This window comes from Mastigocladopsis repens PCC 10914, assembly GCF_000315565.1.
Lineage (GTDB): Bacteria > Cyanobacteriota > Cyanobacteriia > Cyanobacteriales > Nostocaceae > Mastigocladopsis > Mastigocladopsis repens.
Genome location: NZ_JH992901.1, coordinates 5033685 through 5058864, shown reverse-complemented (window position 1 = coordinate 5058864; position 25180 = coordinate 5033685). Strand labels below are relative to the sequence as shown.

At 44.2% G+C, this 25180-nt stretch carries 20 protein-coding genes, 1 rRNA gene and 1 pseudogene; 9 read left to right on the top strand and 13 right to left on the bottom strand.

Features of this window, described 5'->3' with window-relative positions:
- Window positions 1-24: 24 nt before the first annotated feature.
- Window positions 25-372: a PadR family transcriptional regulator gene (locus MAS10914_RS0124480; RefSeq protein ID WP_017318581.1), complete on the top strand. Its 348-nt coding sequence runs from the start codon at window positions 25-27 to the stop codon at window positions 370-372.
- A gap of 54 nt (window positions 373-426) precedes the next feature.
- Entirely contained in the window at window positions 427-957 is a 531-nt protein-coding gene (locus tag MAS10914_RS0124475) for a cofactor assembly of complex C subunit B (RefSeq protein ID WP_017318580.1), read from the top strand.
- A gap of 1124 nt (window positions 958-2081) precedes the next feature.
- On the opposite strand, the gene MAS10914_RS0124465 is transcribed toward MAS10914_RS0124475, so the two are convergent.
- Entirely contained in the window at window positions 2082-2399 is a 318-nt protein-coding gene (locus MAS10914_RS0124465; protein WP_017318578.1) for a DUF3155 domain-containing protein, read from the bottom strand.
- Window positions 2400-2675: 276 nt separating this feature from the next.
- Between MAS10914_RS0124465 and MAS10914_RS0124460 the strand changes: the two genes are divergently transcribed.
- On the top strand, window positions 2676-4100 hold the full coding sequence (locus MAS10914_RS0124460; protein WP_026082786.1) for a sensor histidine kinase: 1425 nt from the start codon (window positions 2676-2678) through the stop codon (window positions 4098-4100).
- A gap of 55 nt (window positions 4101-4155) precedes the next feature.
- Here MAS10914_RS0124460 and MAS10914_RS0124455 read toward each other — a convergent pair whose 3' ends face one another.
- The 3 genes from MAS10914_RS0124455 to MAS10914_RS0124445 all read right to left on the bottom strand — a co-directional run bounded on the left by MAS10914_RS0124455 (window position 4156) and on the right by MAS10914_RS0124445 (window position 7279).
- Entirely contained in the window at window positions 4156-5406 is a 1251-nt protein-coding gene (locus MAS10914_RS0124455) for an S-layer homology domain-containing protein (RefSeq protein WP_017318576.1), read from the bottom strand.
- Window positions 5407-6008: 602 nt separating this feature from the next.
- Entirely contained in the window at window positions 6009-6698 is a 690-nt protein-coding gene (locus MAS10914_RS0124450; RefSeq protein WP_017318575.1) for a hypothetical protein, read from the bottom strand.
- A 401-nt stretch (window positions 6699-7099) separates the two neighbouring features.
- Window positions 7100-7279, bottom strand: coding sequence for a hypothetical protein (locus tag MAS10914_RS0124445; protein ID WP_017318574.1), 180 nt, complete (start codon window positions 7277-7279; stop codon window positions 7100-7102).
- A 408-nt stretch (window positions 7280-7687) separates the two neighbouring features.
- Here MAS10914_RS0124445 and sbcC point away from each other — a divergent pair, with 408 nt between their 5' ends.
- Complete coding sequence (gene sbcC / locus MAS10914_RS0124440; protein WP_017318573.1) at window positions 7688-10714, top strand: exonuclease subunit SbcC; 3027 nt, start codon at window positions 7688-7690, stop codon at window positions 10712-10714.
- A gap of 77 nt (window positions 10715-10791) precedes the next feature.
- On the opposite strand, the gene MAS10914_RS0124435 is transcribed toward sbcC, so the two are convergent.
- Window positions 10792-11478: an ABC transporter ATP-binding protein gene (locus MAS10914_RS0124435; RefSeq protein WP_017318572.1), complete on the bottom strand. Its 687-nt coding sequence runs from the start codon at window positions 11476-11478 to the stop codon at window positions 10792-10794.
- Window positions 11479-11959: 481 nt separating this feature from the next.
- Here MAS10914_RS0124435 and MAS10914_RS0124430 point away from each other — a divergent pair, with 481 nt between their 5' ends.
- Window positions 11960-13405 carry a sensor histidine kinase gene (locus MAS10914_RS0124430; protein WP_017318571.1) on the top strand — a complete coding sequence of 482 codons (1446 nt, stop codon included), beginning with the start codon at window positions 11960-11962 and terminating at the stop codon, window positions 13403-13405.
- Window positions 13402-14070 carry a response regulator transcription factor gene (locus tag MAS10914_RS0124425; RefSeq protein ID WP_017318570.1) on the top strand — a complete coding sequence of 223 codons (669 nt, stop codon included), beginning with the start codon at window positions 13402-13404 and terminating at the stop codon, window positions 14068-14070. The genes MAS10914_RS0124430 and MAS10914_RS0124425 overlap by 4 nt, the downstream gene beginning before the upstream one ends.
- 519 nt (window positions 14071-14589) lie before the next feature.
- Here MAS10914_RS0124425 and MAS10914_RS0124420 read toward each other — a convergent pair.
- The 3 genes from MAS10914_RS0124420 to treS all read right to left on the bottom strand — a co-directional run bounded on the left by MAS10914_RS0124420 (window position 14590) and on the right by treS (window position 20106).
- Window positions 14590-15438: an MBL fold metallo-hydrolase gene (locus MAS10914_RS0124420; protein WP_017318569.1), complete on the bottom strand. Its 849-nt coding sequence runs from the start codon at window positions 15436-15438 to the stop codon at window positions 14590-14592.
- Between the two features lie 87 nt (window positions 15439-15525).
- The gene (locus MAS10914_RS36700; protein ID WP_017318568.1) at window positions 15526-16305 is read right to left on the bottom strand and encodes a WGxxGxxG-CTERM domain-containing protein; all 780 of its coding nucleotides are present in this window, start codon (window positions 16303-16305) and stop codon (window positions 15526-15528) included.
- Between the two features lie 441 nt (window positions 16306-16746).
- Complete coding sequence (treS, locus tag MAS10914_RS0124410; protein ID WP_017318567.1) at window positions 16747-20106, bottom strand: maltose alpha-D-glucosyltransferase; 3360 nt, start codon at window positions 20104-20106, stop codon at window positions 16747-16749.
- Window positions 20107-20637: 531 nt separating this feature from the next.
- On the opposite strand from treS, the gene MAS10914_RS0124405 reads away from it, so the two are divergent.
- Window positions 20638-21192 carry a general stress protein gene (locus MAS10914_RS0124405; protein ID WP_017318566.1) on the top strand — a complete coding sequence of 185 codons (555 nt, stop codon included), beginning with the start codon at window positions 20638-20640 and terminating at the stop codon, window positions 21190-21192.
- Window positions 21193-21473: 281 nt separating this feature from the next.
- Window positions 21474-21911, top strand: coding sequence for a DUF4383 domain-containing protein (locus MAS10914_RS0124400; protein ID WP_017318565.1), 438 nt, complete (start codon window positions 21474-21476; stop codon window positions 21909-21911).
- Between the two features lie 73 nt (window positions 21912-21984).
- Here the strand turns inward: MAS10914_RS0124400 and MAS10914_RS30990 are convergent, their stop codons facing one another.
- A complete protein-coding gene (locus MAS10914_RS30990) occupies window positions 21985-22203 on the bottom strand; it encodes a pentapeptide repeat-containing protein (RefSeq protein WP_017318564.1) in 219 nt (72 codons plus the stop codon).
- Window position 22204: 1 nt separating this feature from the next.
- Window positions 22205-22693 carry a DUF4126 domain-containing protein gene (locus MAS10914_RS30985; RefSeq protein WP_017318563.1) on the bottom strand — a complete coding sequence of 163 codons (489 nt, stop codon included), beginning with the start codon at window positions 22691-22693 and terminating at the stop codon, window positions 22205-22207.
- Window positions 22694-22742: 49 nt separating this feature from the next.
- Here MAS10914_RS30985 and MAS10914_RS33170 point away from each other — a divergent pair.
- A pseudogene (locus MAS10914_RS33170) lies at window positions 22743-22910 on the top strand (ABC transporter permease); the annotation flags it as partial.
- A gap of 127 nt (window positions 22911-23037) precedes the next feature.
- On the opposite strand, the gene MAS10914_RS0124385 reads toward MAS10914_RS33170, so the two are convergent.
- The 3 genes from MAS10914_RS0124385 to MAS10914_RS35055 all read right to left on the bottom strand — a co-directional run.
- The gene (locus MAS10914_RS0124385; protein ID WP_017318561.1) at window positions 23038-23955 is read right to left on the bottom strand and encodes an SGNH/GDSL hydrolase family protein; all 918 of its coding nucleotides are present in this window, start codon (window positions 23953-23955) and stop codon (window positions 23038-23040) included.
- A gap of 620 nt (window positions 23956-24575) precedes the next feature.
- A 5S ribosomal RNA gene (gene rrf, locus MAS10914_RS0124380) occupies window positions 24576-24693 on the bottom strand.
- A 244-nt stretch (window positions 24694-24937) separates the two neighbouring features.
- On the bottom strand, window positions 24938-25180 hold a 243-nt coding region (locus MAS10914_RS35055; RefSeq protein WP_198015002.1), incomplete at its 5' end, for a hypothetical protein.

Genomic DNA, 25180 nt, shown 5'->3' with positions numbered 1-25180 from the left:
GCATTTTTTAGTCATTCACTAACCATGAAACTTGAGGATATATATCACTTCTTTGAAAATCCTCCGCCAACTTATCTTTGTCAGGAGCTCGCTGTTTGTTATATCTTGTATGTCTTATTACAAGGCGAATCCTATGGAACGGAGTTGATCCAACGACTGGAAACAGAATATCCAACCTATCGGCTTTCAGATACCGTACTTTACAGTGCGATTAAATTCCTTGAAGATCAGAAGGCAATCACTGGGTATTGGAAGAAACTGGAAGGACGCGGACGTCCCAGGCGCATGTACCAAGTGTCTCCAGAATGGCAATCTCAAGCACACGATCTGGCTCGTTTGTGGCAACAGTACATAAGCGGGAGGATAAATTAGCGAATAATTGATAATGAACAAGTCACCTCCTGTAAACCACTCTTAATTTAGTTTATGGACACTGCTACTTTGCCATCGACTTTGCTGCTCACTTTTTTATTATCGGTGGGGCTATTTTTCTTTATTCGTGCCTCTACCAAAGACCGCACAGAAACAGCACAACTGATTTGCGAGCAAGACGAAGCTACTTTAATGCCTCAATTGAAGGAGTATTTCCAAACACGGTCTTACCGAGTAGCAGCGGTAGACCCGAAACAAAACCAAGTAACTTTTGAAGGCTTTGTTAGACCTAGCTGGTTTTTAGCTGTGTTTTTAACACTCTTAGCTGCTGCTGGTATTCTTTGTTTATCACTGGTTTTGTCACTACTTTTTCCTAGCCTGAATACGGTTTTGCCTGGGATGCTTCTGCTCTCGCCTTTGAGTGGTGTTTTTTATTGGACAAAAGCTGGAAAACTCGAGAAGGTGTCGTTGAAGGTGGAAGCAACTCAAAGCAACCAGCACTCTCCAAGTAAAATCACTGTAACCGCCCATCGAGATGAACTCATTGAGCTACGAAGGGCGTTGGGATTAAAAAGTTGTGAATAGCTGTTATTTTTTGCTCATACAGCCAGTTTCAGCTAGCCTACTCCTAGTCTTACAATAGACCTCTAGAGCTTTAGTTCTCATTTAGTTCACGGTATTTCTGTTAGTAAGTAAAGACTGCGGAGCTTTCAAGTTTCCGCAATTTTTTCTAACTATACTTTAAATTTTTCAACCTATCTTTGAAAAGCTATTTATAGACAATAAGGTGAAGAAGAATTCAGTATTCAGTATTGAAAATGCAATTAGTGGAGGCTAACGCCAAGGGCGACGCTAGACGTTTGCGTAGCGTGCGCTTGCGCTTACAAACCCGCCACGCTCTTAAAGACCACCAAAATCTTTGATTTGGTGGGAGCGGTGAGTACCCTCAAGTCATCCGCCACATGGCTAACACCACGCTCCGCGTAAGCGCTTCGTTGTGTTACCTTCCCTAGTTCATTGTCAATCGTAATTTTAATTGTTTTTCCCGTAATCCACCGCCTCTTTGTCAAAGCGTATTGCTTAGCTGGAAACAGAAGAAGCCCCACATCTGACCTGAAAGGCAGTGTGGGATGAATTCTGGGCAATGATGAATTGACCAACGAGCGATAGTGAACGCAGTTTACTCAGCAATGTTGGTCGTTCGCGTTAGGGTGCCGTAGGCATTGAGGAATTGTCTATCTCCGGGATTTTTAACGAGTCAACATAATAATAGAGTCTTCCCGCAGAGTAGAGAGTGCCCTACGCATTTAACATTTACTTTATAGACAGCCTCTCATTTTCTAATTTTTTTTTCAAGCGCTAAAGAAATGGAATAGAGAGAGGAGGTAAAACGACTCCTGCTCTACTGCTCTTCTCCACAAGTTGTAGAAAAAAGCTATATCGCTAGAAAGAGCGTGCCGAACCCTTGCTTAGAACGAGATCGCTCTATCCCCACTCTCTTATACGTTCTTACACTCCTTACACTCACAATCAACTCATATAAACACAAGGTTTGATTGGAGTTGATAGTCTGAGTCAAAACTGCTAGCTTAACACTGACCAATAAACTGCATCCTTAAAAGAAAATGAAACTTTCAAAAAAACTAGCAATTTTGTCAGTTAATGGTTGTCATAAGTCAAACTCAAACTTTATGATAACCATTGTTAGTTCAATGACTAGCAACAGCTAGTTGCTCCTGAGCTGGAGAAGTTTCAAGCACTCTCAGGCTAGGGAATAAGAAGTGGTTCTCTTCAACGTATTGAGCACCAAATAGACCCTTTTCTGCCCAGAAATAACGGTCTGTTGTGTGTTCATTTCGCTTTACAAGTAGCAACGCGGGTGGCAAGATCCCTTCAGCTTGAATGAATTTTCTAGCTGCTGTCACAGGTTTATCTTCGCCGCTTTCGATGCTAAATTGAGGTACGTGCTCTAAAATTCGCCGTCCTTCTTGGCGACGACGGCTCTTCCTCTTGCGTCTCCTTGCCAACCTTCTGTCCTCCTCTTACAAGCAACCGATTGTAGTGATAGCTACAAAATCCGTCGTCATTATAAAAGTTCTAGTTCAAAAATTCAAGAGTTGTTAACCTTTTGATACAAGAGCAATAATTTATTTTTTCGTAGAAAAAATAAAAGCAGCAAACAATATAATTCCTGGGAACGAACCGTTAGTTGCAGGATTCAGTTAAGCTTTGTTAAATGGAAAAAGCTAACTCCTGTTCCTTTTCGTCCCTCTAGTCTGTTACCTTAAGCAAGGGCTCTTGAAATGTTCATGTTTGCCAGTTCTGAGTTTGTTGCTCTATGCCGAGAGCAATTGGCACTATTAGCCCAAGGGCTGGAAGCATCTTTGAGCGTTGTCTATTTAACGCAAGAATTGATAGAGGCTTCGACAAATGAAGCGAAGTTTATTCCTGTGCTGGTTTACCCAGAAACGGCAGTGGAACAGCAAGGAGCCAATGCTTTGGTATTGTCCATATCAATACCTATTTCAAGCTCTAACTGGGATTTACCTAGCTCAACCTCCGCTACCTTGGAGAGAACACAGCATTCTCGTCACGGGGATGTACTTGAGCTGAAAGACAACCGCTCTAATCGGAGGTTATTGAAAGCAGCAGAGGAATTTCCAGCCCCATCACAAGAACCTGTGACAGGAGATGCAGCACCACCCGATTCAACAGAGGAATCTTTACTCAGAGGTGACCAAATTGTTTTACCTCTTGTCCATGAAGATGTGATGATGGGGTTGCTAGTCACAGTCAAGGAAGACCGAGCATGGAATGAACAAGAAAGGAGTGAAATAGAACGGATCGCCCAAACGTTATCGCTTGCTTGTGTTTTGGATCAGCGTCGAGCATGGTTGCACCAGCAGTTGCAGCAACAACAAATTCTGCAAGAGAAGCAGCAAGATTTACTGGATAATTTATTGCACCAGCTTCGCAATCCATTAACAGCATTGCGAACCTTTGGCAAGCTGTTACTGAAGCGACTGCGACCAGGAGATGCTAACCGGGAGGTAGCGGCTAGTATTGTACGGGAAAGCGATCGCCTCAAAGAATTGTTGCAACACTTTGATGAAGTTATTGACCTGACAGCAGAAGATTTAGGACCAGTAGCGCTACCACAAAAAGAAGTCCTTGTAGAAGCAAACGTGCAGAAAGACCCAAAAGCGCCACTGTTATTACCTGGTACAGGAGACAAAGAAGTGAATTGTTCTGTACTGTCTATATTAGAACCATTGTTAGTGTCAGCCAGAGCGATCGCTCAAGAGAGAAATTTGCAACTCATATCTGAAATTCCTCCTAACTTACCTCTAGTACGCACTAACCCCAAAGCATTACAAGAGGTATTAAGCAATATCATTGACAATGCTTTAAAATATACTCCCACTGGCGGCAAGATTTTAATCCAAACGGGGCAAGAAAAACCATTATTTCAGGGAATTGTCATCAGTGATACTGGTCCTGGCATTCCACCACAAGATTTAGAGCATCTTGGAGAGCGTCATTACCGAGGTGTTCAAGCTCAGACGGAAATTCCTGGCACGGGGTTGGGATTATCAATTGCCAAACAGCTCATAGAGCAAATGCAGGGCGAAATACAAGTTTTCAGCCCTGCTCTTACCTCGCTTATTACATCACCTGATGCGCCGGGAACAACCTTTATTATTTGGTTACCTGTTGTGAGTGGTTAGTTGTTAGTTGTTAGTCGGTAGTTGTAATGAGTAACTATTAACTACTTACTCATAACTATCTCAGTGAAACCTGAAAGTTTTGACCGATGGTCATTTGCAGGTCAGTATCTGGGTCAATGGCGATTAAGTCAACACTCTTTTTACCAAAGAATAGACCAATCAATCCACCAATCGCAGCACCACCCAAAACTTCTTCTGTAGCAATAGCCTTATCACCAGTCACAACCGAAACTGCTGCTGCTGCACCTGCGCCTAGTGCGGCATTCTTAACAATACCTCCAGTATTGGTTCCCCGTTTGATAGTTTCGGTCTTGGTAATGACTTCAGAAGTCGCGTTGATTTGATACTCCTGATTGTTAGTTAGGATGAGTTTTTGGGCAACGAATTGAGAGCCGCCCTTGTTTTTAACGGGTCGCAGTTCACCAACAACCTGACTGCCAGCTGGAATGACCACAGTTCCTTTATCGGTGACGACGTTTTGCGCCACGGTGAGGGTTAGAGGCGCTGTTTCATCCTTAGTGACAAGAATTTTTTCTGCTTTTTCGTAGCGTACAGGAAGAACAGTCCCTTCAGGAATTGTCACCGCTACTGGTTTTGGTGGAGTCGGTTCGCCAATAGCCACAATGTAGGGCGAGTTAATCGCTGCGGCTTGACCTGAGCTCACCAGTGCTTGGTAGATAAAAGCTGCTACTTGTGCGCGAGTTGCAGTTACTTTCGGATTTAAAAACTTAACATTAGGATAGTTCACGACAATTTGTTTCTCAGTAGCCGCAGCAATTGGACTACGGGCATAGCCAGAAATGTTATCAGCGTCGTTGTAATATTGCAGGGTGCTTTCCTTACCACCGCTAACGCCGTAATTTAAACCGCTAGCGAGGGAAACTAAAACCTGTTCGCGGGGAATATTTTGGTTAGGCTCGAAACGATTGCCAGGATATCCAGATAAGAAACCAGTGGTATATGCCGCCTGAATCGCACTCTCTGCCCAATAGCTGCTTGGTACATCGTAAAATCTGACTGCCTGCCGTTCTGCTGCTTTTTGGAAAGCTTTACCAATCATGGCAGCAAATTGAGCGCGTGTTACTGGTTCTTCTGGGCGGAAGCTGCCATCTGGAAATCCGGCAATAACGCCCCGTTGTGACAGTTCTTGAATAAACTCTGCTGCCCAATAATTAGATTGAACGTCAGTAAAACTTGTTTGGGCGAAAGAAGCTGTAGGTGTTATTAGAGGTGCGAGCGTACCAGCTGTTATGCCCAAAGCCATGAATGCAGCACATCCAGATTGCCAACGAAAGTGACCAAACATTGTGTTCTTGCTCCCCAAAAAATCTGCTATTTTCTGTTAGTTAATTAGACTTTATTTGAGTTAGGAAGTTCCTAAAATCTTCTGATTTCAGTTAATAGTTGCATTTGGCTATGAAAGGCGATATTTTCCTTATGCCTTTTGCCAAGTTAAAGACTATTTCCTGCCAGTTAATTAAGCAAGACGTGCCATTGACAAAATAGTTGCAAAAAAAATGAAAATATTTTACATGGCTGCTACCTAGAAGGAGAAAAAAGTGCCGTGTTCACAACCGTGCAGAGGATAGCTGTCATTGCATTTCTATCTTGAGTCTAGAAAGGAATATTAAGACGGGGAAAGCGATGTCGTATGGGTACAAGTACGGAATTCTAACTGAAAAATCAGGCATGGCACTCTCTCGTTAGAGGTGGCGTTCGCCCCTTTGGGGCGGGCGCTTTGCGCCATCGCCCGCCATCGCCTTCAACGCTGTGGTTCACGCTCGCGCGAAGCGCGTTATACTTGCCCTGTCTCTGAAACAGACAGAGGAGGGGTTGCTATAAGAGCAACCCCTTGGGTGAACGCAGTGTAAATTATTGATGAAAGTCACGATCTAAATTGGGATCAGCCTAGTAGCCACGGGATACTAACAAATTAGAGCGCAGAGTGAGATTTAAATCTCCTCTTTGGGGTTCAACAACGACAACTTCAGCTTTGTTGCGCCGTAGTAGAACACTTGCTGCAGCACCAGCACCAGCACCGAGTACAGGTTCTAAAGCTTCAATTCTTTGGTTACCTGTTAGCAATGCAATGACACTAGCAGCGCCCGCGCCAATAGCGGCATCTTGTATGATTTTACCAGTGCTGCCTCCTTTGCTAATTGTTTCCTTTCTAGTAATGATTTGAGAATTTGCGTTAATAGACTGCCGATTACCATTGGGAAACACTAACTCTTGCGCTACAAAATAAGTCCCTTTTACACCATTTCTGGTTATTGGTTGCATTTGTCCAACAATTTCAGTTCCTTGAGGAATTAATACATTTCCACCCCTGTTTACAATGTTTCTTGCCACTTTTAAAGTTATAGGTGCAGTTTCATCAGGAGTGACAACAATTTTATCTTTGTCATAAGTCACTGGAAGTGTAACTCCAGCAGGAATTGAAACTGTTCCTGTTTGTGTTTGTGTTTGTGTTCGTCCACGAAAGATTGTTTGTGCAGAAGCAGGAGCAAAGAAAAACATGGGTGCAATAGCACCTGTTGTCATTGCCATTGCCATAAGTGCAGCGGTTCCAGTTTTCCAACGATGAAAGAGAATCATAGCAGAGCCTTTTTGTTTCTTTACTTGTGTATTATGACGTGCAGTTACTGAGATTGTTTCTAGCTTTTTTTAAACCTGTTGGTACGCATATTCCGACTGTCATGTTATTTGAATGACGGTAAGAATATGCAATTGTTCTTCTTTAATTTTTATACTGTTCATCTGTGTCAATGAATAGTAACGAAGGATATAGATGACGCAATTTTTGTGAAATGGTTCCTGAGGCTTTTTACATTATCTATGTCTGCCGATGTATGCCCAGGAATAGAGGAGAATGAGTTGACTGCCATCTCTTATTTATATTGTAGTGTCAATTTCTTTCGATGATAGAGTTTAAGACTAATACACCTCTTATTTATGCAAAGCTCACCAATGAAGCTGATTGATTTCCTATAAAATTGCTACAGAAAATCATGCAGTTTGTAAGATTTACCTGGTTCCTTACCGCCAATGCTGAACTTGCGATAAACTTCACTCATGCGAGTGCGGAAGGCATTATCAGATATATGCATCTGTGCGATTGCCTGTTCGCTAAAGCCGTCCTCAATTCCTGGATTTAACAAAATTTGCTGTAGGTACATATCTTGGACTTTTGATACCCCGTTCTAGGTCAAACGAGAGTGAACGAAATTAGTACTTATCATCAAATAAGCGCTCATTTATTTATGGGTATCCCCAGCTGTGTTCTGCCTTCTTCTTAATTCCCTTGTCCCCATCTCTTCTTTTTTTACCTCATCTATAAAGCGTTTAAAGACTCAACCAAACTTGCTGTTGATGAGAGCTAAACAGGAAAGAACCTAACGAAAAATGAAATTTTCCATGATACTAGGAAAAAGTGTTTGCCTAACAAGAAAAACTCGCTCATTATATTGTTAACATTCTTTAACTTGAAGTGTTCAACACTAGAAACATGATATTTATCCAGCTAAACTAGCAAAAAGAGCATATGTACTGTTATTTCTTAAAAAAGGTCTAGCGCCTAATTCTCGATGATCCCAATTCAACTGACCCTCAAAAACTTCCTCAGTTACCGCGATGCTACTTTAGATTTTCGCGGGTTACACACGGCTTGTATTTGTGGTTCCAATGGCGCTGGAAAATCTTCTCTCCTCGAAGCTATCACTTGGGCTATTTGGGGTGAAAGCAGAGCCTCTAGCGAAGATGATGTTATCCAAACAGGTGCAAAAGAAGTTAGAGTTGATTTCATCTTTGAAGCAAACCAGCAAACATATAGAGTGATTCGCACCCGAGTACGGGGTGGGAGTGGTGCTCTGGAATTTCAAATACAAATACCTACTGGGTTTCGCGCACTTACCGGCAAAGGGTTAAGGGCAACACAAGATTTAATTCTAGAACACATTAAGCTTGATTACGACACTTTCATCAATTCGGCATATCTACGTCAAGGTCGTGCAGATGAATTCATGCTCAAGCGACCTAACGAACGTAAGGAAATATTAGCAGAGTTATTAAAACTCAATCAGTATGATGAATTAGAAGAACGGGCAAAAGAACTCTCACGTCAGTTTAAAGCCAGAACGGAAGAACTAGAGCGTTGCTTGGATTCGCTGAAATCTCAACTGCAACAGCGTGAAGCAACTGCCCAAAAACAAGCCGACTTGGAATCCGAAATTAACCAGCTACAACAAGTACAAGCCTTTGATAATATTCAAATACAAAGTTTGCAAGTTGTCCAGCACCAGCGACAAAACTGGGAGCAACAGCTTAATTTTGTCAGACAGCAATATCAGAATCTTACTCAAGACTGCGATCGCCTTCAACAAGAGCACTCAGCCATTGACACCCAGTTCTGTTCTTTAGAAGAACTCTTAAGTCAAGAAGCTGAGATTTCAGCTGGGTACACTCAGTACCAAACTTTGCAATCTCAAGAAGAAGCGATGGGCGCTCAATTTGAAGAATATACTCGTGCCCAACATACACGGCAACAAAAGCAACAGCAGCTCACTAAACAAATTAACGAAATTGAGCGGCAATTACAACACGCCGAGGCACAACTTGCAGCCTTGCAGCAACAAGAGCAAGAACTTCAGCAAACTCTGAGTAAGTCAGATGAAGTAGAAGCTGCTTTAGCACAACTTGCTGCAGCACGCAACCGTGTTGCTCAAATGGATCAGTTACAACTGCAAGTTGCTCCCTTGTTGCAACAACGGGCGACATTACAAAGCCAACTAGATCGTGCTCATGCTGGTTTAGTTGCTCGGCTCGAACAACTCGAAGCAACAGCCAACCAACTGCAACGTCAACACAGACGCCTACCGCAACTCCAACAAGCCGTGATGGAAGTGGCAATGCAAATTGAGGAACTGGAGAAGAAGCGGGTTTATCTGCAACGAGTGCAGGAAAAAGGACAGGAAAGGCGTCACCTCATCGAACGCTTACAGGTTCATCAAAGGGATTTTGAAAAACTGCTAGGAGAACTACAGCAAAAGCTGCAAATGCTCCAGAACCCCAATGCTATCTGTCCTTTGTGTGAGCGTCCACTAGACGAACATCACTGGGATCGTGTCGTGGACAAAACCAAAATAGAGTACAAAGATGCCGAGGATGAATTGTGGATAGTCCGGGAGCGCATGGCGGTTTCAGACAGAGAGATTCAGGTACTTAGGCAGGAATATCGGGAAATATGCCAACAATTGTCTCCTTACGATACCTTACGCGAACAAAGGGGGCAGTTGGCAGCACAATTGCAGGCGACAAGTGATGTCCAACAACAGCTACAACATATTGTCGCCGAAAAGCAGCAATTAGAGCGATCGCTGCAAATGGGTGACTACGCTCATGACACATACGCCGAACTCCAGCAACTAGAGCAATATCTGCAACAACTCAACTACAATGAACAAGACCATGCCCTTGCCCGTAACGAAGTGGAGCGGTGGCGATGGGCAGAAATTAGACTCAGCCAAATTAAAGATGCAGTTAAGCGTCAAGCGCAAATAGAAGCACGAAAACCAGAAATTCAGGCACAAATTACCCAACTACACACGAGAATTCAGCAAGAGGTAACTGAATCTGAATGTGCCAGACAAATTGCTGCCCTTGAGCGTTACATTACTGAAATAGGTTACGTGTCAGAAGAGCATAACAATCTTCGCATGGCTGCACGCAAAGCTCAATCTTGGCAGTTACGCTATCAACAACTTGTAGGGGCGCAGCAGCAGTATCCCCAACTCAAAACAAGATTGCAAGAGTTAGAGGAATCTTTGCAAGGGAGATTGACAGAACGGCAAAAACTTGCTAAACAAATCGAAAACATTGTCCAGCAGCTAGAAGAATCAGCCAACCCATCCGTTCAAATTCAAACATTAGAACAGCAGTTGGCATCGCGTAGACGACAACTCGACGAACAAATTGCCCAGTTGGGACGCTTGCAGCAGTTAGCTCACCAACTGGAAACATTGCAACTTCAGTACGAGCAACAGCAGCAACAACTGCAAGAAACAAGGCGACAACATCGCATATATCAGGAATTATCGCAAGCCTTTGGTAAAAATGGTATCCAAGCATTGATGATTGAGAATGTCTTGCCCCAATTGGAAGTTGAGACAAATCAACTGCTTTCACGCCTGAGTGCAAATCAGTTACACGTTCAATTTGTTACACAAAGAGCCGGAAAGAGTGGTAAGGCAAGCAAGAAAAATACCAAGCTGATAGATACATTGGACATTTTAATTGCTGATGCAAGAGGAACGCGGGCTTATGAGACTTACTCTGGTGGGGAAGCGTTTAGAATTAACTTTGCGATCCGTTTAGCTTTGGCGAAATTATTAGCGCAGCGGGCGGGGGCGGCGTTGCAATTGTTGATTGTGGATGAAGGGTTTGGGACACAAGATGCAGAAGGATGCGATCGCCTGATTGCAGCGATTAATGCGATCGCATCTGATTTTGCCTGCATCCTCACGGTAACTCATATGCCCCACCTTAAAGAAGCCTTTCAAGCCCGGATTGAAGTGAGTAAAACACAGAATGGTTCGCAGTTGCGATTGTCGATTTAACTACTTCCAGTCCGTAGGTAATATGAAAAAAGGTAAACTTTTTTGTTGTCTGATAAAGCACCTGAATAAAGATTGCTCTAGCGGCTAGTCACAGGTGAAACAATCAGACCATCTTTAACATGAATCACTCTCTGGGTTTGGGCGGCGATTTCAGCCTCATGGGTCACAATCACAATCGTGATACCCTGGCTGTTCAAGTCACTCAGTAAATCCATCACTTCCTGAGAAGTCTGGCTATCCAAAGCTCCCGTTGGTTCATCCGCCAGCACCAAAGCGGGACGATTAACCAAAGCGCGAGCAATTGCAACCCGTTGCTGTTGACCACCAGAAAGTTGATTAGGGCGGTTATGCAGTCGTTCTGCCAATCCGACTCTGGTTAGAACTTCTATTGCTCGCTTACGTCGTTTGTGTTTAGGAACGCCAGCATAGACCATCGGTAGCATAACATTTTCCACGGCAGTAGCGCGAGCCAGTAAGTTGAATTGCTGAAAGACAAAGCCAATACGCCGATTGCGGATGTATGCTAGTTCGTCATTATCTAGGGTCGTAAGATTCCGACCTTCCAAGACGTAGTTTCCACCAGTTGGTCGATCCAGACAGCCTATGATATTCATCAAGGTTGACTTGCCAGAACCGGATACTCCCATAATGGCAACATATTCTCCCTCCTCAATTGTCAAGTCAATACCCTTAAGAACTGGTACCGTTGTATCTCCCAAGCGGTAGGTTTTGGTCAGATTTTCCATCCAAATCATGGTAGCCATCTTAGTCACTCCGTAAAGCAGCGGGTTCTGCATCTCAACCAAAAATAAAGGAAACCCCCAATCCTTTATTTTGAAGGAACTGGGGGAGCTGGAGCATGATATGCCAATTGATATTCGTAACTCTTATCAACAACTCAATAACGAATATCAATCGCGCCTAGACTGGCGAATCTTTTTTCATTGCTGTAGTGTCAGAACAGCCTGCATCGGTTCCCAATAAATTTCATAGCAACTCCACCCCTAACTCAACTCCCATTGCCGCTGATTGCGACATCCCTATGGTAGGTGCTTACCCTCACAGACCACATGAAACAAAAGTCCTAAACATATTGGGACAAAAGTAACTATAAATTTGTGACTTTTGTCATAGTCTTAATTGGAGTAAAATAGGACAGCAAGCGCTGGTATCTAACCCCTACATACAAATACGGTAAAAAGCAGCTTAAATGTTCCACCATTTTTGTTTTTTGTGAACAGTCAGATGTCTCGTTCTCTTCCTTCTCTGCGCTTGTTACTTTACCTGGAATGGCTTTTGCTGGGCATGAGTCTCCTAACAGGATTCCTCATTCCCCCTATCTACCCATTCCACGGTACTCCTTGGTTGGCTGTCCTAAGTATTGTTATGTTTGGGGTCATGGGTTTAAGGTTGCCAACCAGATCTTTGAGTCACAAAGTTATTTATACAGCAATAGAACTAGGGCTTGTTTTGCTGCCAGCTTTTACAAACAGTCATCTTCGGTATGCTCCCCTGCTGGGTTTAATTGCAGTTATTCGCAGTTGCCAAATGTTCAAGTTACAGGGTCGCTTGATTGTTGCAAGTCTAGTATACGTGTCATACCTCTACATAATGTTTTTGCGAACCCGAACAAGTGTGTTCATGAGAATGTATGTTGGACAGGGAAGACCGTTTGCAGAACAAATGCCTCTGGGAAAACCGATTGCAGAACAAATTGCTACTATTACAGCTAATTTGATACTGAACAACGCGATTTCTTTTGCTTTGACCTTGGCTTTTGTATTGCTGTTGGTTAATGCGGTGCTATCTGAACGCAGAAGTCGGCAAGAACTAGCAATTGCCCATGATCAACTACGCCAGTATGCCTTGCGGATTGAAAACCAGGCAACTCTACAAGAGCGTAACCGCATTGCCCGTGAAATTCATGACTCCCTAGGACACGCTCTAACCGCCCAGAGTATTCAGCTAGAGAATGCTTTGCTATTGTTGCCGTCAAATGTTAATAAAGCTATAGACTTTTTGAAAGAAGCAAAACATTTAGCCTATCAAGCATTGCAGGAAGTTTCTCGTTCTGTGGCAACACTCCGAGCCGATCCTTTGTGTGGAAAGTCACTAGAAAAGGCAATTAGCAACCTTATCCGAGACTTTAGCAGCGCCACAACCCTTACTCCAGACTGCAAAATTAGCCTTGCATCTCCTCTAACACCTGAGGTGAGTACTGCTATCTATCGCATTCTGCAAGAAGCATTAACGAATATATCTAAACACAGCACAGCTACTCAGGTTAAGATTCAGTTGCAGTCCCAAGCGGGAAAGCTACACCTGCTAGTCGAAGACAACGGCAGAGGCTTTTATCCACAACAAAACACCACAGGGTTCGGACTTCAAGGAATGCGAGAACGAGCGACTGCACTAGGAGGAAACTTTCATATCATTAGCGAACCAGGAAAGGGATGCAAAATTGGGGTAAATATACCTATACTAGACTCTAGTATTGGGAACTTTGAACCTGGAACAAACATCCAAAATCACGCCACTTGCTTCAACGGGACGGCAGTTGCACTCAACGAGGGAACATCCCCAACGCATTGCCTCAGGAACCCCAACGCCAGAGCCGGCACGAGGGAAACCCTCCTCCGAGCTGCTCGCTGGCTCCGCAAGGCAGTGACTCCAAAATCCAAAATCTTATGATTCGTCTGTTGCTAGTAGACGACCAAATCATTATTCGTCAGGGACTCAAAAACCTGCTGGAATCAAAATCTGATTTGCAAGTGGTTGGAGACGCCGAGAATGGTCAACTCGCAATTGAAGCCGTGGAGGCGCTTTATGGAACGCCATTGCAACCAGACGTCGTGTTGATGGATGTTAGAATGCCTATCATGGATGGCGTTGCAGCAACTCGGCTTCTGTGCCAGCGTTTCCCAGAGATACAAGTTCTGGTACTAACAACTTTTGATGATGATGAATACGTTTCACAGGCAATGCGTCACGGAGCAAAAGGGTATCTCTTGAAGCATACGCCTTTAGAGGAATTAGCCATTGCCATTCGCTCCGTGCATCAAGGCTACACCCATATGGGACCAGGACTTTTTGAAAAAGCTCTAACGACCCCTCACATATCAAATCCAATACACTCAGCCATCCCATCAGAACTAGCGGAACTGTCTCCGAGGGAAAAAGAGGTTCTACGCTTAATTGCAATGGGCTTAAGTAACCGCGAGATTGCCCATACGCTTTACATTTCAGAACGAACAGTTAGAAATCACGTAACAAGTATTTTAGGCCAGTTGCAGCTGCGCGATCGCACTCAAGCAGCCCTCCTCGCTAGTACTTTTCTCTCATATTTGGAAATATAAAATCCTTTGTAAAAACTTGTAAGCTTTTGCTAGCTAGAATGAATACCAAAAGACTACAAGCGATACAGACCAGATAAGCTTGCAATTGACACTCTCACCTTCAAGGCTTCGCCTGTGAAGGGAGATTCTTGCTTCAACAGGTTTTTCTAGCCCACTGTGGTATAACGAGTTAAAAACTCTCCCACAGGCACTGACCCCGACAGATTCCCCTCCACAAGCATCTGTTTTACTACCACGGGCTGCCCGACCGCAGTCACAAAATACTTATTCTGATGTATCGTTTGTCTGATTCACAACATTCGACCCCCCTGTTAATCAGGTATTTCTTTTTGGTGATGCGAGTTGTCTGGTGGAGAAACACCAATCTTGCCTAACCCTAACTTTTTTGGTGGCAAGTATATTCTACTACAGCAAGGTATTGCGAAGCCATGTTTTTTATTGGTCGCAATTCATCTCACCGTTAAGGCGAAGCCTGTAACGGGAGATGAATTGCGACATCCAAGATAGAAAAATCAAATATCAAGAAACCGTAAAATTGTAAGTGTCGCCGTGGCTAAGGTATTGGACTTTATGTTCTAACCCCGCTTGTGCGATCGCACTCTTAAAATCGTCAAGCGCTGATTTAAAAACAGTGTAATCATTAAAATGGATTGGTATTGCTGTGCGTGGAGCAATAATTTGAATTGCTTGTACTCCTTGTTCAGCATCCATCGTTAGCAAAATGCCAAAGGCCTTTGTTCCACCTAAATGTAGCAAAGCGAGGTCTATATTGGGATACCGATGGGGAATTTCTTTGAGATGTTCGTGGATCAGGGTATCGCCTGTAATATAGAGGCGAAACTTTGTTTCTTTATCAGGTGTCTGGAACTCCAACATACTGCCCATCACAGGCGGAAGCAGGGCACCCAGAACGCTAGGACCGTGTATTCCGGGCATTGCAGTAATACAAAGACGCACGTCACCCTTGGTAACTGTTAATGTTTCCCAAGTTTTCAGGGCTTTTGGGGAATGAAAGCCCATCTTGTTGAGCTTACGAGCTGCATGGTACGTGGTCACGAAAGGTAAGTTTTTATCCAGCTTTTGAGCTGCCACACGGTCAAAGTGATCCTCGTGCATATGAGACAGCACAACAAAATCCAGAGGAGGCAATTGCTCAATATTAAGCGCTGGATCGGTTAGGCGAGTTGAGCGTATGCCATAACCTAAATGTACATGATCACCCCGATGGAGAAAATTCGGGTCAGTTAAAATTGTAAATCCCGCATAGCGCAAAAGTACAGTTGCAGTACCAATAAAAAAGATTGAGCCATTCTCAAAGTTGGCTGTTTTACTATCTACGGGTAGGACAAGTGTTTTTTGTTCAGTCATTTATTCTTCTGGAGTACTAAACTTGCAAGCGGTGTGGGGGTATAGGTGAATGATTTTCCCCTTTGCCCCCTGACACCCAGCGAAGCCTTAATATCTAGTAGACCCAGAACGGGTTGCCTCATTAGGATCGCGATATGCTTGGGGTTCAGAGCGTTTGGGAACAAGACCTGCAAGACCTAAAAGACCAAGTAAGCCAAGCCAGCCCCAATCAAAACCGCGATTTCCCCTCACATCGCTAGTTCCTTCAGACGTGGTCGGGGCTGTAGTAGTAGTAGTGGTGGTGCTGGTTCCCGTGGTGGTGTCAGTACCCGTAGTGGTGCCAGTCCCTGGAGTCGTGTATACACCAGTGGTACCAGTCCCTGTAGTGCCTGTACCTGTGCCTGTCGTACCAGTACCAGTCCCTGTAGTGCCTGTACCTGTGTCAATACCCGTAGTACCAGTCCCTGTAGTGCCTGTACCTGTGCCTGTCGTACCAGTACCAGTCCCTGTAGTGCCTGTACCTGTGCCTGTCGTACCAGTACCAGTCCCTGTAGTGCCTGTACTTGTGCCTGTCGTACCAGTACCAGTCCCTGTAGTGCCTGTACCTGTGCCTGTCGTACCAGTACCAGTCCCTGTAGTGCCTGTACCTGTGTCAATACCCGTAGTACCAGTCCCTGTAGTGCCTGTACCCGTAGTACCAGTCCCTGTAGTGCCTGTACCAGTGCTACCAGTGCCTGTTGTCGTACCAGTGCCTGTGGTGCTTGTACCAGATGTCGTTCCTGTACCAGAAGAATTGGATTGGGCAGAAACAGGTACAGCAAGAGACATAGCTAAACTAACAGCAAAGGTACTAACCCAAACATTTTTTGATAAATCAGAAAGCTTCATAGTTGTAATTCCTTTGAGTTTCCAAGTTTTGGCACTTTTTTAATTTCTAAAAACGCTCTTTCTTTCTACTTAATCAGCTTGTCTATTAAGTTAGAAAGACTCCGAAAAAATGCTAATCTAGTTAATGAATTCACAACTCAAAACGGCTAACTAAAGTAACTTTTGTCAATCTTCATTTAAGAATTAATTAAGTGTTGTCCAAAACAAAATTGATGAATTTTAGTAAGAATTGTTAGCGCCAATAAACAGAATAGCTGCTATTTTTTTAGACAGCTTCTACCAGAGGCATAAACTGCTTAAACCTAGAGGAATAGGCTTGATTTCAAGCCAGCTTGTGAGCATGGATACACTTAATAGCCGTCAACCTTATGGAAGCGGCTACAGTTGCTGTGGGGTGTAGTAAATTCTTTCATCCCTACACCCCTATTCACCTATCTCCTCTCAATCTGCTGTTAGCAACTGCAAAATCTGTTGCAGAGGAATATCTACCCAATTCAGGCGATTGTTAAGTTCGTAGCCTAGTGCGGCGATCGCTTTCTCGAAAACAAAGGCATCCAAAAGCACTTGGAGTTCTGCGGTGGTCTTTGGCAAGAAGCTGTCTTTGCTAGCAGTTTCTAGATAACTCTTCAAGAAAGCGACACTTACCCAGGTAGACCAGAACTTACTCCAAGCTTCTATGAGGGGGAGTTCTCCGGGACGAACCATCCCACTTTCTATTTCACTGCGAAGCCCTTGACTAGCAGCGTAGTGAAACGATAGCAGCATTCCCGCCACATCTCGAATGGGAGAACGCTTCATGCGCCGTTCGCTCAAACTGCGGCCTTCTTTGCCTTCAAAGTCAAGAATGATGAAATCCTTGCCTGTATACAAGACTCGCCCCAGATGGTAATCTCCGTGATAACGAGTACGCATGGCAGTAATTTTTTGGTTCACCATTAACTGATAACGTCCAAGAATTTCTTGTTGGCGGTCAAGGACAGCCCTTGCCAGTTCTTGGGTGTTCGAGGGTAGCTTATTGAGTTTATCTCCCAGTACAAGGAAGACTTGCCCAGTGAGGTTGCGGGAGTATTGGTAAATAGAGCGCTGGTAAAATGATGAAAACGGCTCAGGGGCAAAGTCGGGATTGTGTGGATCGCAAGCTAAGGCAACGTGTAGTTCTGCTGTACTTTGACCCAATAGTTGAGCGCTCACCAAATAAGAACCTATGGTTTGGTTAGCTAATTCAGGAATATCAAGTCCCAGCAAATTTAGCAGAGAACCTGAGGGAACGGATACCTCGCTAACATCTGCCTGCTGGGTTGTCACAAGCTCAAAGTAGTCCTGCAAGCTATCGAGAGTGTAGTCCCAGCCACTGCGGGTATCTTGGATATACTCTTGCAGTATTCCCACAGTCATGGGTAGGGTGGACTGAACTCCTGCTCTAGTTAAGCTGCGGTACTCCAGCGCCCCAGCAACAGGGGCAAAATGTTTTAAGAGTTTTTTCTCACTCAAAAAGCGCCGGAGTTCTAAATCAGGGTGCATCCCCTCCTCAACTTTACGGAGTATTTTCAAAAACAAACGCTCACCATAAATTACAGAAGTATTTCTGTGTTCTCCCTTAAGAAGAGTCGGTTCTAATTCTAGGTAGGAGCCATCTCCACTCAACTGTGGGAGTAAATCAGTTGCAGTGGCAATCAATTCCCCTGTCATACCCTTGTAGGAGCGCGTGTGGGCAATTGCATCCACCAGCAGGTTAAGAAAGTTCTTGTCTGCGGCGGCATCGAATAAAATCCCCACTTCTTCTCTGCCTTGAACTTCAAGGCGAGCCACCACAGCTTGTGGGCTTTCTGCTAAAATTTGCCTTGCTTGTTCACCTTCTGCATAAGCTAACAGCAGGAGGTAAGTTTCTGGGTCTCCCTGGATGTACTCTACCCGCAACCAAAGCATGTTAGCCTCTGTGTCCTTGTAGGACATTAAGACTGTTTCTGTGATTTGTGCAGATTGAACGCTAAGAGATTTGCCAGCAAACCAGCTACAGGTATACAGGTAATCCTGCAAAATAGACTCTAGAGCCGCTTTCACTTCTCGTTGGTGAAAAACATTGTGCCATTGACCGCTCACAACCAGCGTTGTCAACTCAGATTGAGGCTTAGGCGGCTGGGTTAAGCTGGGTTTAGGTGATAGCGCAAACCAGTAGAATCCGTAGGGACTGAGGCTGAGGAAGTAGGACGAATCCCCAACAGGTGGAAACTCTGTTTGACCAAAAATTTCCACTGGCACCAGTCCCTTAAAGGCTGATAAGTCTAATTCGACAGTCTGCACAAACCGGGACAAATTCGCCACTACTAAAATTGTTTCATCGTGGTATGTGCGAGTGAAGACAAGAACTTTGCGGTTCTTGGGGTGCAGTAATTCAAAACTGCCCAAACCGATTGCTGGGAAACGCCTCCTAGTCGCAATTAGGCGTTTCATCCAATACCAAAGGGAATTGGGGTTAGCCCGTTGTGCTTCAACGTTGACTGCCTCATAGTGGTATTCTGATTCCACAATGACGGGTAAATACAACCTTTGGGGGTTGACACGACTAAAACCAGCGTTACGGTCGGAACTCCACTGCATAGGTGTGCGGACACCGTTGCGATCGCCTACATAAACGTTGTCGCCCATGCCAATTTCATCTCCGTAGTAAAGCACGGGCGTTCCAGGTAGAGACAACAGCAAACTGTTGAGCAATTCTATCTGACGGCGGTCATTGCCCAAAAGCGGTGCTAGCCTGCGGCGAATACCTAAGTTTAGTCTCATCACAGGGTCTTGTGCGTAGACCCGATACATATAGTCCCGGTCTTCATCCGTGACCATTTCCAAAGTCAGTTCATCGTGGTTACGCAAAAACAATCCCCACTGACAATTATCGGGAATGGCAGGAGTTTGGTTGAGAATATCAATGATGGGAAAGTTATCTTCCATCCGCAATGACATAAATAAGCGCGGCATTAGGGGAAAATGATAGTTCATGTGACACTCATCCCCATTCCCGTAATATTGTGCCGCATCTTCGGGCCATTGATTTGCCTCGGCTAGCAGCATCCGGTTCGGGAATTTTGCATCAATGTGCGATCGCAGTTGCTTGAGGAAATCATGGGTTTCCGGCAAGTTTTCGCAGTTCGTTCCCTCCCGTTCGTACAAATAAGGGACTGCATCTAGGCGAAACGCATCTACCCCCATTTCTAACCAAAAATCCAGGACATCGAACACCGCCTGCTGCACTGCGGGATTATCATAGTTCAAATCTGGCTGATGGGAGTAGAAGCGATGCCAATAATATGCTTTGGCAATTGGGTCCCAAGCCCAGTTTGAGGTTTCAAAATCTTTGAAAATAATCCGCGCCTCTTGGTATTTTTCTGGACTATCACTCCAGACATAAAAATCTCGTTCTTTACTGCCCTTTGGTGCGCGACGTGCCCGTTGAAACCAAGGATGCTGGTCAGATGTATGGTTGACAATTAACTCAATAATGACACGAATACCCCGCTGATGGGCAGCTTCCAAGAACTCTTTAAAATCTTCTATAGTGCCGTAGATTGGGTTGACACTGGTGTAATCGGCAATATCGTAACCGTCATCCTTTAGTGGCGAGGGAAAAAACGGCAGCAACCAGACGGCCGTCACACCTAAGTCTTGCAGGTAATCCAGTTTTTCTGTCAGTCCTCGAAAGTCACCAATTCCATCACCATTGCTGTCTGCAAAGGCGCGAACAGGCGCTTCGTAAATAATGGCGTTTTTAAACCAAAGGGGGTCATTTTTCAAAATTGAGTTTGGCATTTTACTTTCAACGCTTCCTGGTTTGACCTGTCAAAGTGAATTGGCAGTATTTAGGTTAGTCTAAGGGGTAAAAGTCTTAGGTCAACCTACACTACTGTTGTCCGAGTGTAAATATGTGTCAAAAAATTAACTTAAATTTTAATGAGTCAAGCTAATGTGAGAGTTTTTTCGGTTACTAAAGTACCTGAAATGATAAACTTGCCCATCTAACGTAAGTAAGAGCAATACTTATTTAAGAATCTTTACATAAACTTCGTTTCTAAGTGAGATGGAGCATAAAGTAACTATTTCGCAAGTATTTGTTGAGTGACAAGGTAGCACTTCATCAATTAATCAAGGTTGTAGATAGCAATTCTTAATCAATAAACAATATCTGACTCTTGAGATAGAGAAGTGGTGAGGTGTTAGCACATAATTTGTCAATCATCAGAATGATGAATCTTTTAACTTAAATTACAAAAATAGTAATGCGAATTCCAAAAAATTTTGCATTTGTATATTTTTCCCTTGCATTGCAAGTATGAGGAAGATATGGTTGTAAGCAATCAAAAACATGCTGTAGGAGTATTTGCCAGCCGTAAAGCTGCGGAGCAAGCACTCAATGAATTGAAAGACTCAGGCTTTCCCATGGAAAAAGTGTCCATCATTGCTAAGGATGTAGACCAGGGCGAACAGCTTGCTAATGCTGAAATGACCTCGCGTGTTGGTGATGAAAATGTAAATACTGCCACAGGAGTCGTTGCAGACACTCTCACCGCAAGTACTTGGGGCAGCGTATTAGTAGGTCTTTCAAGTCTGGCACTTCCTGGCTTAGGAGTTGTGTTAGCAGCAGGTTCCCTCGGTGTGGCATTAGCCACTAGCATCGGGGGTGTGGCTGTGGGAGCCGCAGCAACTCATAATGTGGTAAAGGCGCTGGCTGATTTAGGTATTCCCGAAGAACGAGCAAGACATTATAGCGATCGCCTTCATCAAGGTAATTTTATGGTGATAGTAGATGGTTCTGATGAAGAAATTCAGCGTGCAGAAGCAGTATTGAGGGAAAATAACATTGAATATTGGGGCATTTATGATTCCCCAACGGCTTAAAATCTCAACTTAGGCACTAAGCCAGCGTTGTAAACGCAGTTCATGGGCAAAGAAACAGCAAAAGTCGATTTTTGAAAATCAAACCACAGATGGACACAGATGCACACAGATAATTAACTAGTGTTAATGTGTGTGCATTTGTGATTGTAAATATCGATTAATCATACTTTTCTTTTGCAACAAGTTTATTATTGCTTTTGTTCGTTGAGTCCTGATAAATCGGCAATGACACGTTGTTACTTGTTGAAGAAAATTAAGCTTATAAAAGAAGAGGTTTTAGTATGAGAACGCGTTACTTTGCTCTAATCGTGGGAATCTTCATTCTGCTCCTCGGTCTATCAGGATTTGTACCAAATTTGCTGACACTACCTAACAACGCACCAGCAATCAAAGTTGATGCTGGATATGGCTACCAATTGGGTCTTTTTCCAACCAATGTCATATTTAACGTCGTAAAAATAGTAGTTGGGGCGTTGGGTATGGCTGCCTTTTGGAGCTTTAGCTTTGCACGGTCATATGCACAGATTGTGGCAATTTCGTATGGATTGCTAGCAGTTTTGGGTTTGATTCCAGGCGCTAACACGATGTTCGGTTTAATCCCAATTTTTGGGAATAATGTCTGGTTTCATGCAGTAACGGCAGCGATCGCAGCCTATTTTGGGTTCGTGGAACCAGTGTCACCACAGGAAGTGAACGAAGCTGGCAGGAGAATGGTGTAGAGGGATTTGCCAGGGTGAGAGTGGGGATATCGTAGACGCCCTCCGGAACGCTTCTTAGAGGGCGTCTACCCACCTAATCAAAAAGGGTTCCAATTAGGTTAGCCCCTCTTAAGTCTGCCTGCGTCAGATTCGCATCTCTTAAGTCTGCTTCACTTAAATTGGCATCATTGAAGCAACAATGACTTAAATTTGCCCCTCTTAAATCTGCACCCGACAAATTTGCTGATACCAAGTTAGCCCTAATCAGGTGTGTCTCACTTAAGTTGGTATTACTCAGGTTAGCTTCCCTCATACTAAGACTCGCCCATATTCGCTCTTTTTTGTAATACCTTTTGAATCAAGAATGTGGCTCCAGTTACCACCAATCCCACAGCTAATATTGGCACAAAGATAGCCAGTAACGATAAGATAAACGAAATGCCTGCTTCAATTGTTGAAACGACAGGATTACCAATTCCACCTGTTAGTGCTGTTGAAGACACGCGAAGCATTCCCGTCAAAGTTTGGAAAATACCCGCAGCACCACCACCAGCAATGACTGCTACTGTCCATTCCAGCAAAGGGTCAGTTGTGCCGTGAACTAAGGCTTTGGTGATGAAAGTGCCGATGGCGATCGCTGTCGGTGTGGAAACTACATCTAAGGCATGATCGACCCAGGGAATGTAATAAGCAGCAATCTCAATACAAGTCGCTACAGCAAACGCAAAAAGCGCTGGATAAGTTCCAATCCATTCAAATTCTGGTGCAAGTTGCAAATGCCCATAAAGTGCGGCAATACTCATGACAAGCGGTGGTACAAAGACTCTAAAGCCACAAGCGGCGCTCAAAGCGATGCCAATTCCAAACTGGGAATTGCTGCAGCTGTTAGTAGCGCGGAATCTCAAGGTGCGTTACCGAGGCTCGTTTTTGGGGGTGTATTGGTCGCTACTCAATCCGCTACTGATCACAGGAGTTTATACAGCAATTTTTAGGACGGCGTTTGCGTCTTATTATGGCAACAGGACTTACTAATAAAGCTTTCTGGGAGAACTATTTGGAAATTAATAAATACTCTCAATTAGAACAGTAGTTCTAATAGGGATCACTGTACGGTGACCCCTATAACGTTCCAACGCCTAGTACTAAGTTAGCGCAAAACTTCCGAACGAGGAGGAAGCGAAAGCTTCGTATTAAGCGCTTTTAGAGCTGTTTTTGCTAATATTTGATGCGCTGCAGTTGTTGGATGAATGCCGTCCCAAAACAAAAACTTGTTTGGATTGCTACAGCTAGCAGCATTGTTTAAACAAGCGCTAGTCACATTCGTGAGACCAAATTTTGCTGGATCTGTAATGGCTTGTTGATACAAGGAGTAGACATCTAGTTCGATAATCTGAGTGTCAGAACCTAACTCCTGTTTCAGCACATTCAAGGACTTAGCCAAGCTGAGATTATGGGCGGCAGTCAAAGAACTGAGGGCACTGGAATAAGAACTATTGTTTGTGCTTGGAAGTTTTCCCAAATCCGGTAAGTTAGCAACCAAGATTTTTTTAGCGCCTGCTTTCGAGAGGGATTGAATCGCTGTCGATAAACTGTCGCTCAACACTTTAGGATTAGTGGTAGCGCCATGAAGATAATCATTGGCACCAGCCCAAAGCACATAAAGCGCATTCGGATTTACCTGCCGATGAGTTTTGGTAAAACTATTGACTTGTGCCAATAAATTTGGTATTCCATTTATCCCACCATTTCCAATAGTCGCACCACCATAGGCAAAGTTGGTGTTTTGCTCAGGGGTTAACGCCAGTTCAGAGGCAAGGTATTCTACCCAAACTGGACCATTGGAATAACGCCCCTGAAAATAGGGTGGGTTAGGCGGATAAGCTCTCCCCGTAGCATGAAATACATTGCCAACATCTGAGAGGCTATCGCCAAAGACGTAAAGTTGATTGACTTGATGAGAAATCTGTATTGTATTAGAGCTATTAGAGCTTTGCATTGGAGCTACGAGTGCAACCATCATGGCAGACAAAAGAGCAAATCCTGCTGCAAGAAAGTGTTTTTTCACGCTAACTAAATGACCTATAACTGAAAAACCCTCCTCTCCCTTTTAGGGAGCAGGGCTTCTAGTTCAAATCCGACTATCAGGGGTAAACTATAATTTTCGTTACGGAGTTTCTTTACTTTTGAAAGAATATGAAACTCACCATTGATTTCCGGTTTGCTGTCAAAACATTACGTTAAATTTTTTGCTTCGCTTAACACTTCTCTAACGTAACTTGATAACATTCACCTTGTGGAGGTGTAAACCCTACTTTTGTAGGGGGTAGTTGCACGACTTGCCCTGACCCTAATCCACTCTAGTGGGCAGTCATAGTGATTCTATCGTGCGATAGACACCAAAAAAGCTTTTTAGTCAATAGTCGATAGTCAGTCTAACCCTTTTTCATTACTTTTTTTCATTACTTTACTTTGGACAGATGAAAAATATAGCAGTCGCCAAAGCCGTTAGGACAAGTCGGCGGTAGACACCTTCAACAGCGTACATTGTGAATTGATTGTTGTCCTAAGCTTCTTGTCCGTTGCTATAGAATAGAAATTTTTCTTTTCTTTCAAGTTTTTATAAGCGTTTGTTATAACAAAAGCCTCTTTCTGGGTTGGAGAAAGAGGCTTTTTGCTTAAAAATAAACCTGGCACCGAGCTATTGTAGCAGGCAGCAACCCGCCAACTATCGTCGCCACAGCAGCGTTTCACAACTGAGTTCGGGATGGGGTCAGAGTGGTTCCACTGCGCCATAGGCACCAGGAAAGACAGTGGTCAGTGATCAGTTATCGGGCATCCTGTTAACTGCTCACTGATTCAAAACCCTAAAGACTGCATAGAACTGAAGCGATAGAAATGAGGTCAAGCCCTCGGTCTATTAGGACGGCTCGGCTGCATACATCACTGCACGTACACCTACCGCCTATCAACAGGTGTTCTACCTGTGACCTTACTGGCTTATGCCATCAGAGCACTCATCTTGAGGTGGGCTTCCCACTTAGATGCTTTCAGCGGTTATCCACTCCGCACTTGGCTACCCAGCGTTTACCGTTGGCACGATAACTGGTACACCAGCGGTGCGTTCCTCCCGGTCCTCTCGTACTAAGGAGGACTCCTCTCAATGCTCTTGCGCCTGCACCGGATATGGACCGAACTGTCTCACGACGTTCTGAACCCAGCTCACGTACCGCTTTAATGGGCGAACAGCCCAACCCTTGGGACGTACTTCCGCCCCAGGTTGCGATGAGCCG

What these genes read in the sequence shown, in the direction of transcription:
- MAS10914_RS0124480 (WP_017318581.1), top strand. Translation starts at nt 25, where the DNA reads ATGAAACTTGAGGATATATATCACTTCTTTGAAAATCCTCCGCCAACT.
- MAS10914_RS0124475 (WP_017318580.1), top strand. Translation starts at nt 427, where the DNA reads ATGGACACTGCTACTTTGCCATCGACTTTGCTGCTCACTTTTTTATTA.
- MAS10914_RS0124460 (WP_026082786.1), top strand. Translation starts at nt 2,676, where the DNA reads ATGTTCATGTTTGCCAGTTCTGAGTTTGTTGCTCTATGCCGAGAGCAA.
- MAS10914_RS0124455 (WP_017318576.1), bottom strand. Translation starts at nt 5,406, where the DNA reads ATGTTTGGTCACTTTCGTTGGCAATCTGGATGTGCTGCATTCATGGCT.
- MAS10914_RS0124450 (WP_017318575.1), bottom strand. Translation starts at nt 6,698, where the DNA reads ATGATTCTCTTTCATCGTTGGAAAACTGGAACCGCTGCACTTATGGCA.
- MAS10914_RS0124445 (WP_017318574.1), bottom strand. Translation starts at nt 7,279, where the DNA reads ATGTACCTACAGCAAATTTTGTTAAATCCAGGAATTGAGGACGGCTTT.
- sbcC (WP_017318573.1), top strand. Translation starts at nt 7,688, where the DNA reads ATGATCCCAATTCAACTGACCCTCAAAAACTTCCTCAGTTACCGCGAT.
- MAS10914_RS0124435 (WP_017318572.1), bottom strand. Translation starts at nt 11,478, where the DNA reads ATGGCTACCATGATTTGGATGGAAAATCTGACCAAAACCTACCGCTTG.
- MAS10914_RS0124430 (WP_017318571.1), top strand. Translation starts at nt 11,960, where the DNA reads ATGTCTCGTTCTCTTCCTTCTCTGCGCTTGTTACTTTACCTGGAATGG.
- MAS10914_RS0124425 (WP_017318570.1), top strand. Translation starts at nt 13,402, where the DNA reads ATGATTCGTCTGTTGCTAGTAGACGACCAAATCATTATTCGTCAGGGA.
- MAS10914_RS0124420 (WP_017318569.1), bottom strand. Translation starts at nt 15,438, where the DNA reads ATGACTGAACAAAAAACACTTGTCCTACCCGTAGATAGTAAAACAGCC.
- MAS10914_RS36700 (WP_017318568.1), bottom strand. Translation starts at nt 16,305, where the DNA reads ATGAAGCTTTCTGATTTATCAAAAAATGTTTGGGTTAGTACCTTTGCT.
- treS (WP_017318567.1), bottom strand. Translation starts at nt 20,106, where the DNA reads ATGCCAAACTCAATTTTGAAAAATGACCCCCTTTGGTTTAAAAACGCC.
- MAS10914_RS0124405 (WP_017318566.1), top strand. Translation starts at nt 20,638, where the DNA reads ATGGTTGTAAGCAATCAAAAACATGCTGTAGGAGTATTTGCCAGCCGT.
- MAS10914_RS0124400 (WP_017318565.1), top strand. Translation starts at nt 21,474, where the DNA reads ATGAGAACGCGTTACTTTGCTCTAATCGTGGGAATCTTCATTCTGCTC.
- MAS10914_RS30990 (WP_017318564.1), bottom strand. Translation starts at nt 22,203, where the DNA reads ATGAGGGAAGCTAACCTGAGTAATACCAACTTAAGTGAGACACACCTG.
- MAS10914_RS30985 (WP_017318563.1), bottom strand. Translation starts at nt 22,693, where the DNA reads ATGAGTATTGCCGCACTTTATGGGCATTTGCAACTTGCACCAGAATTT.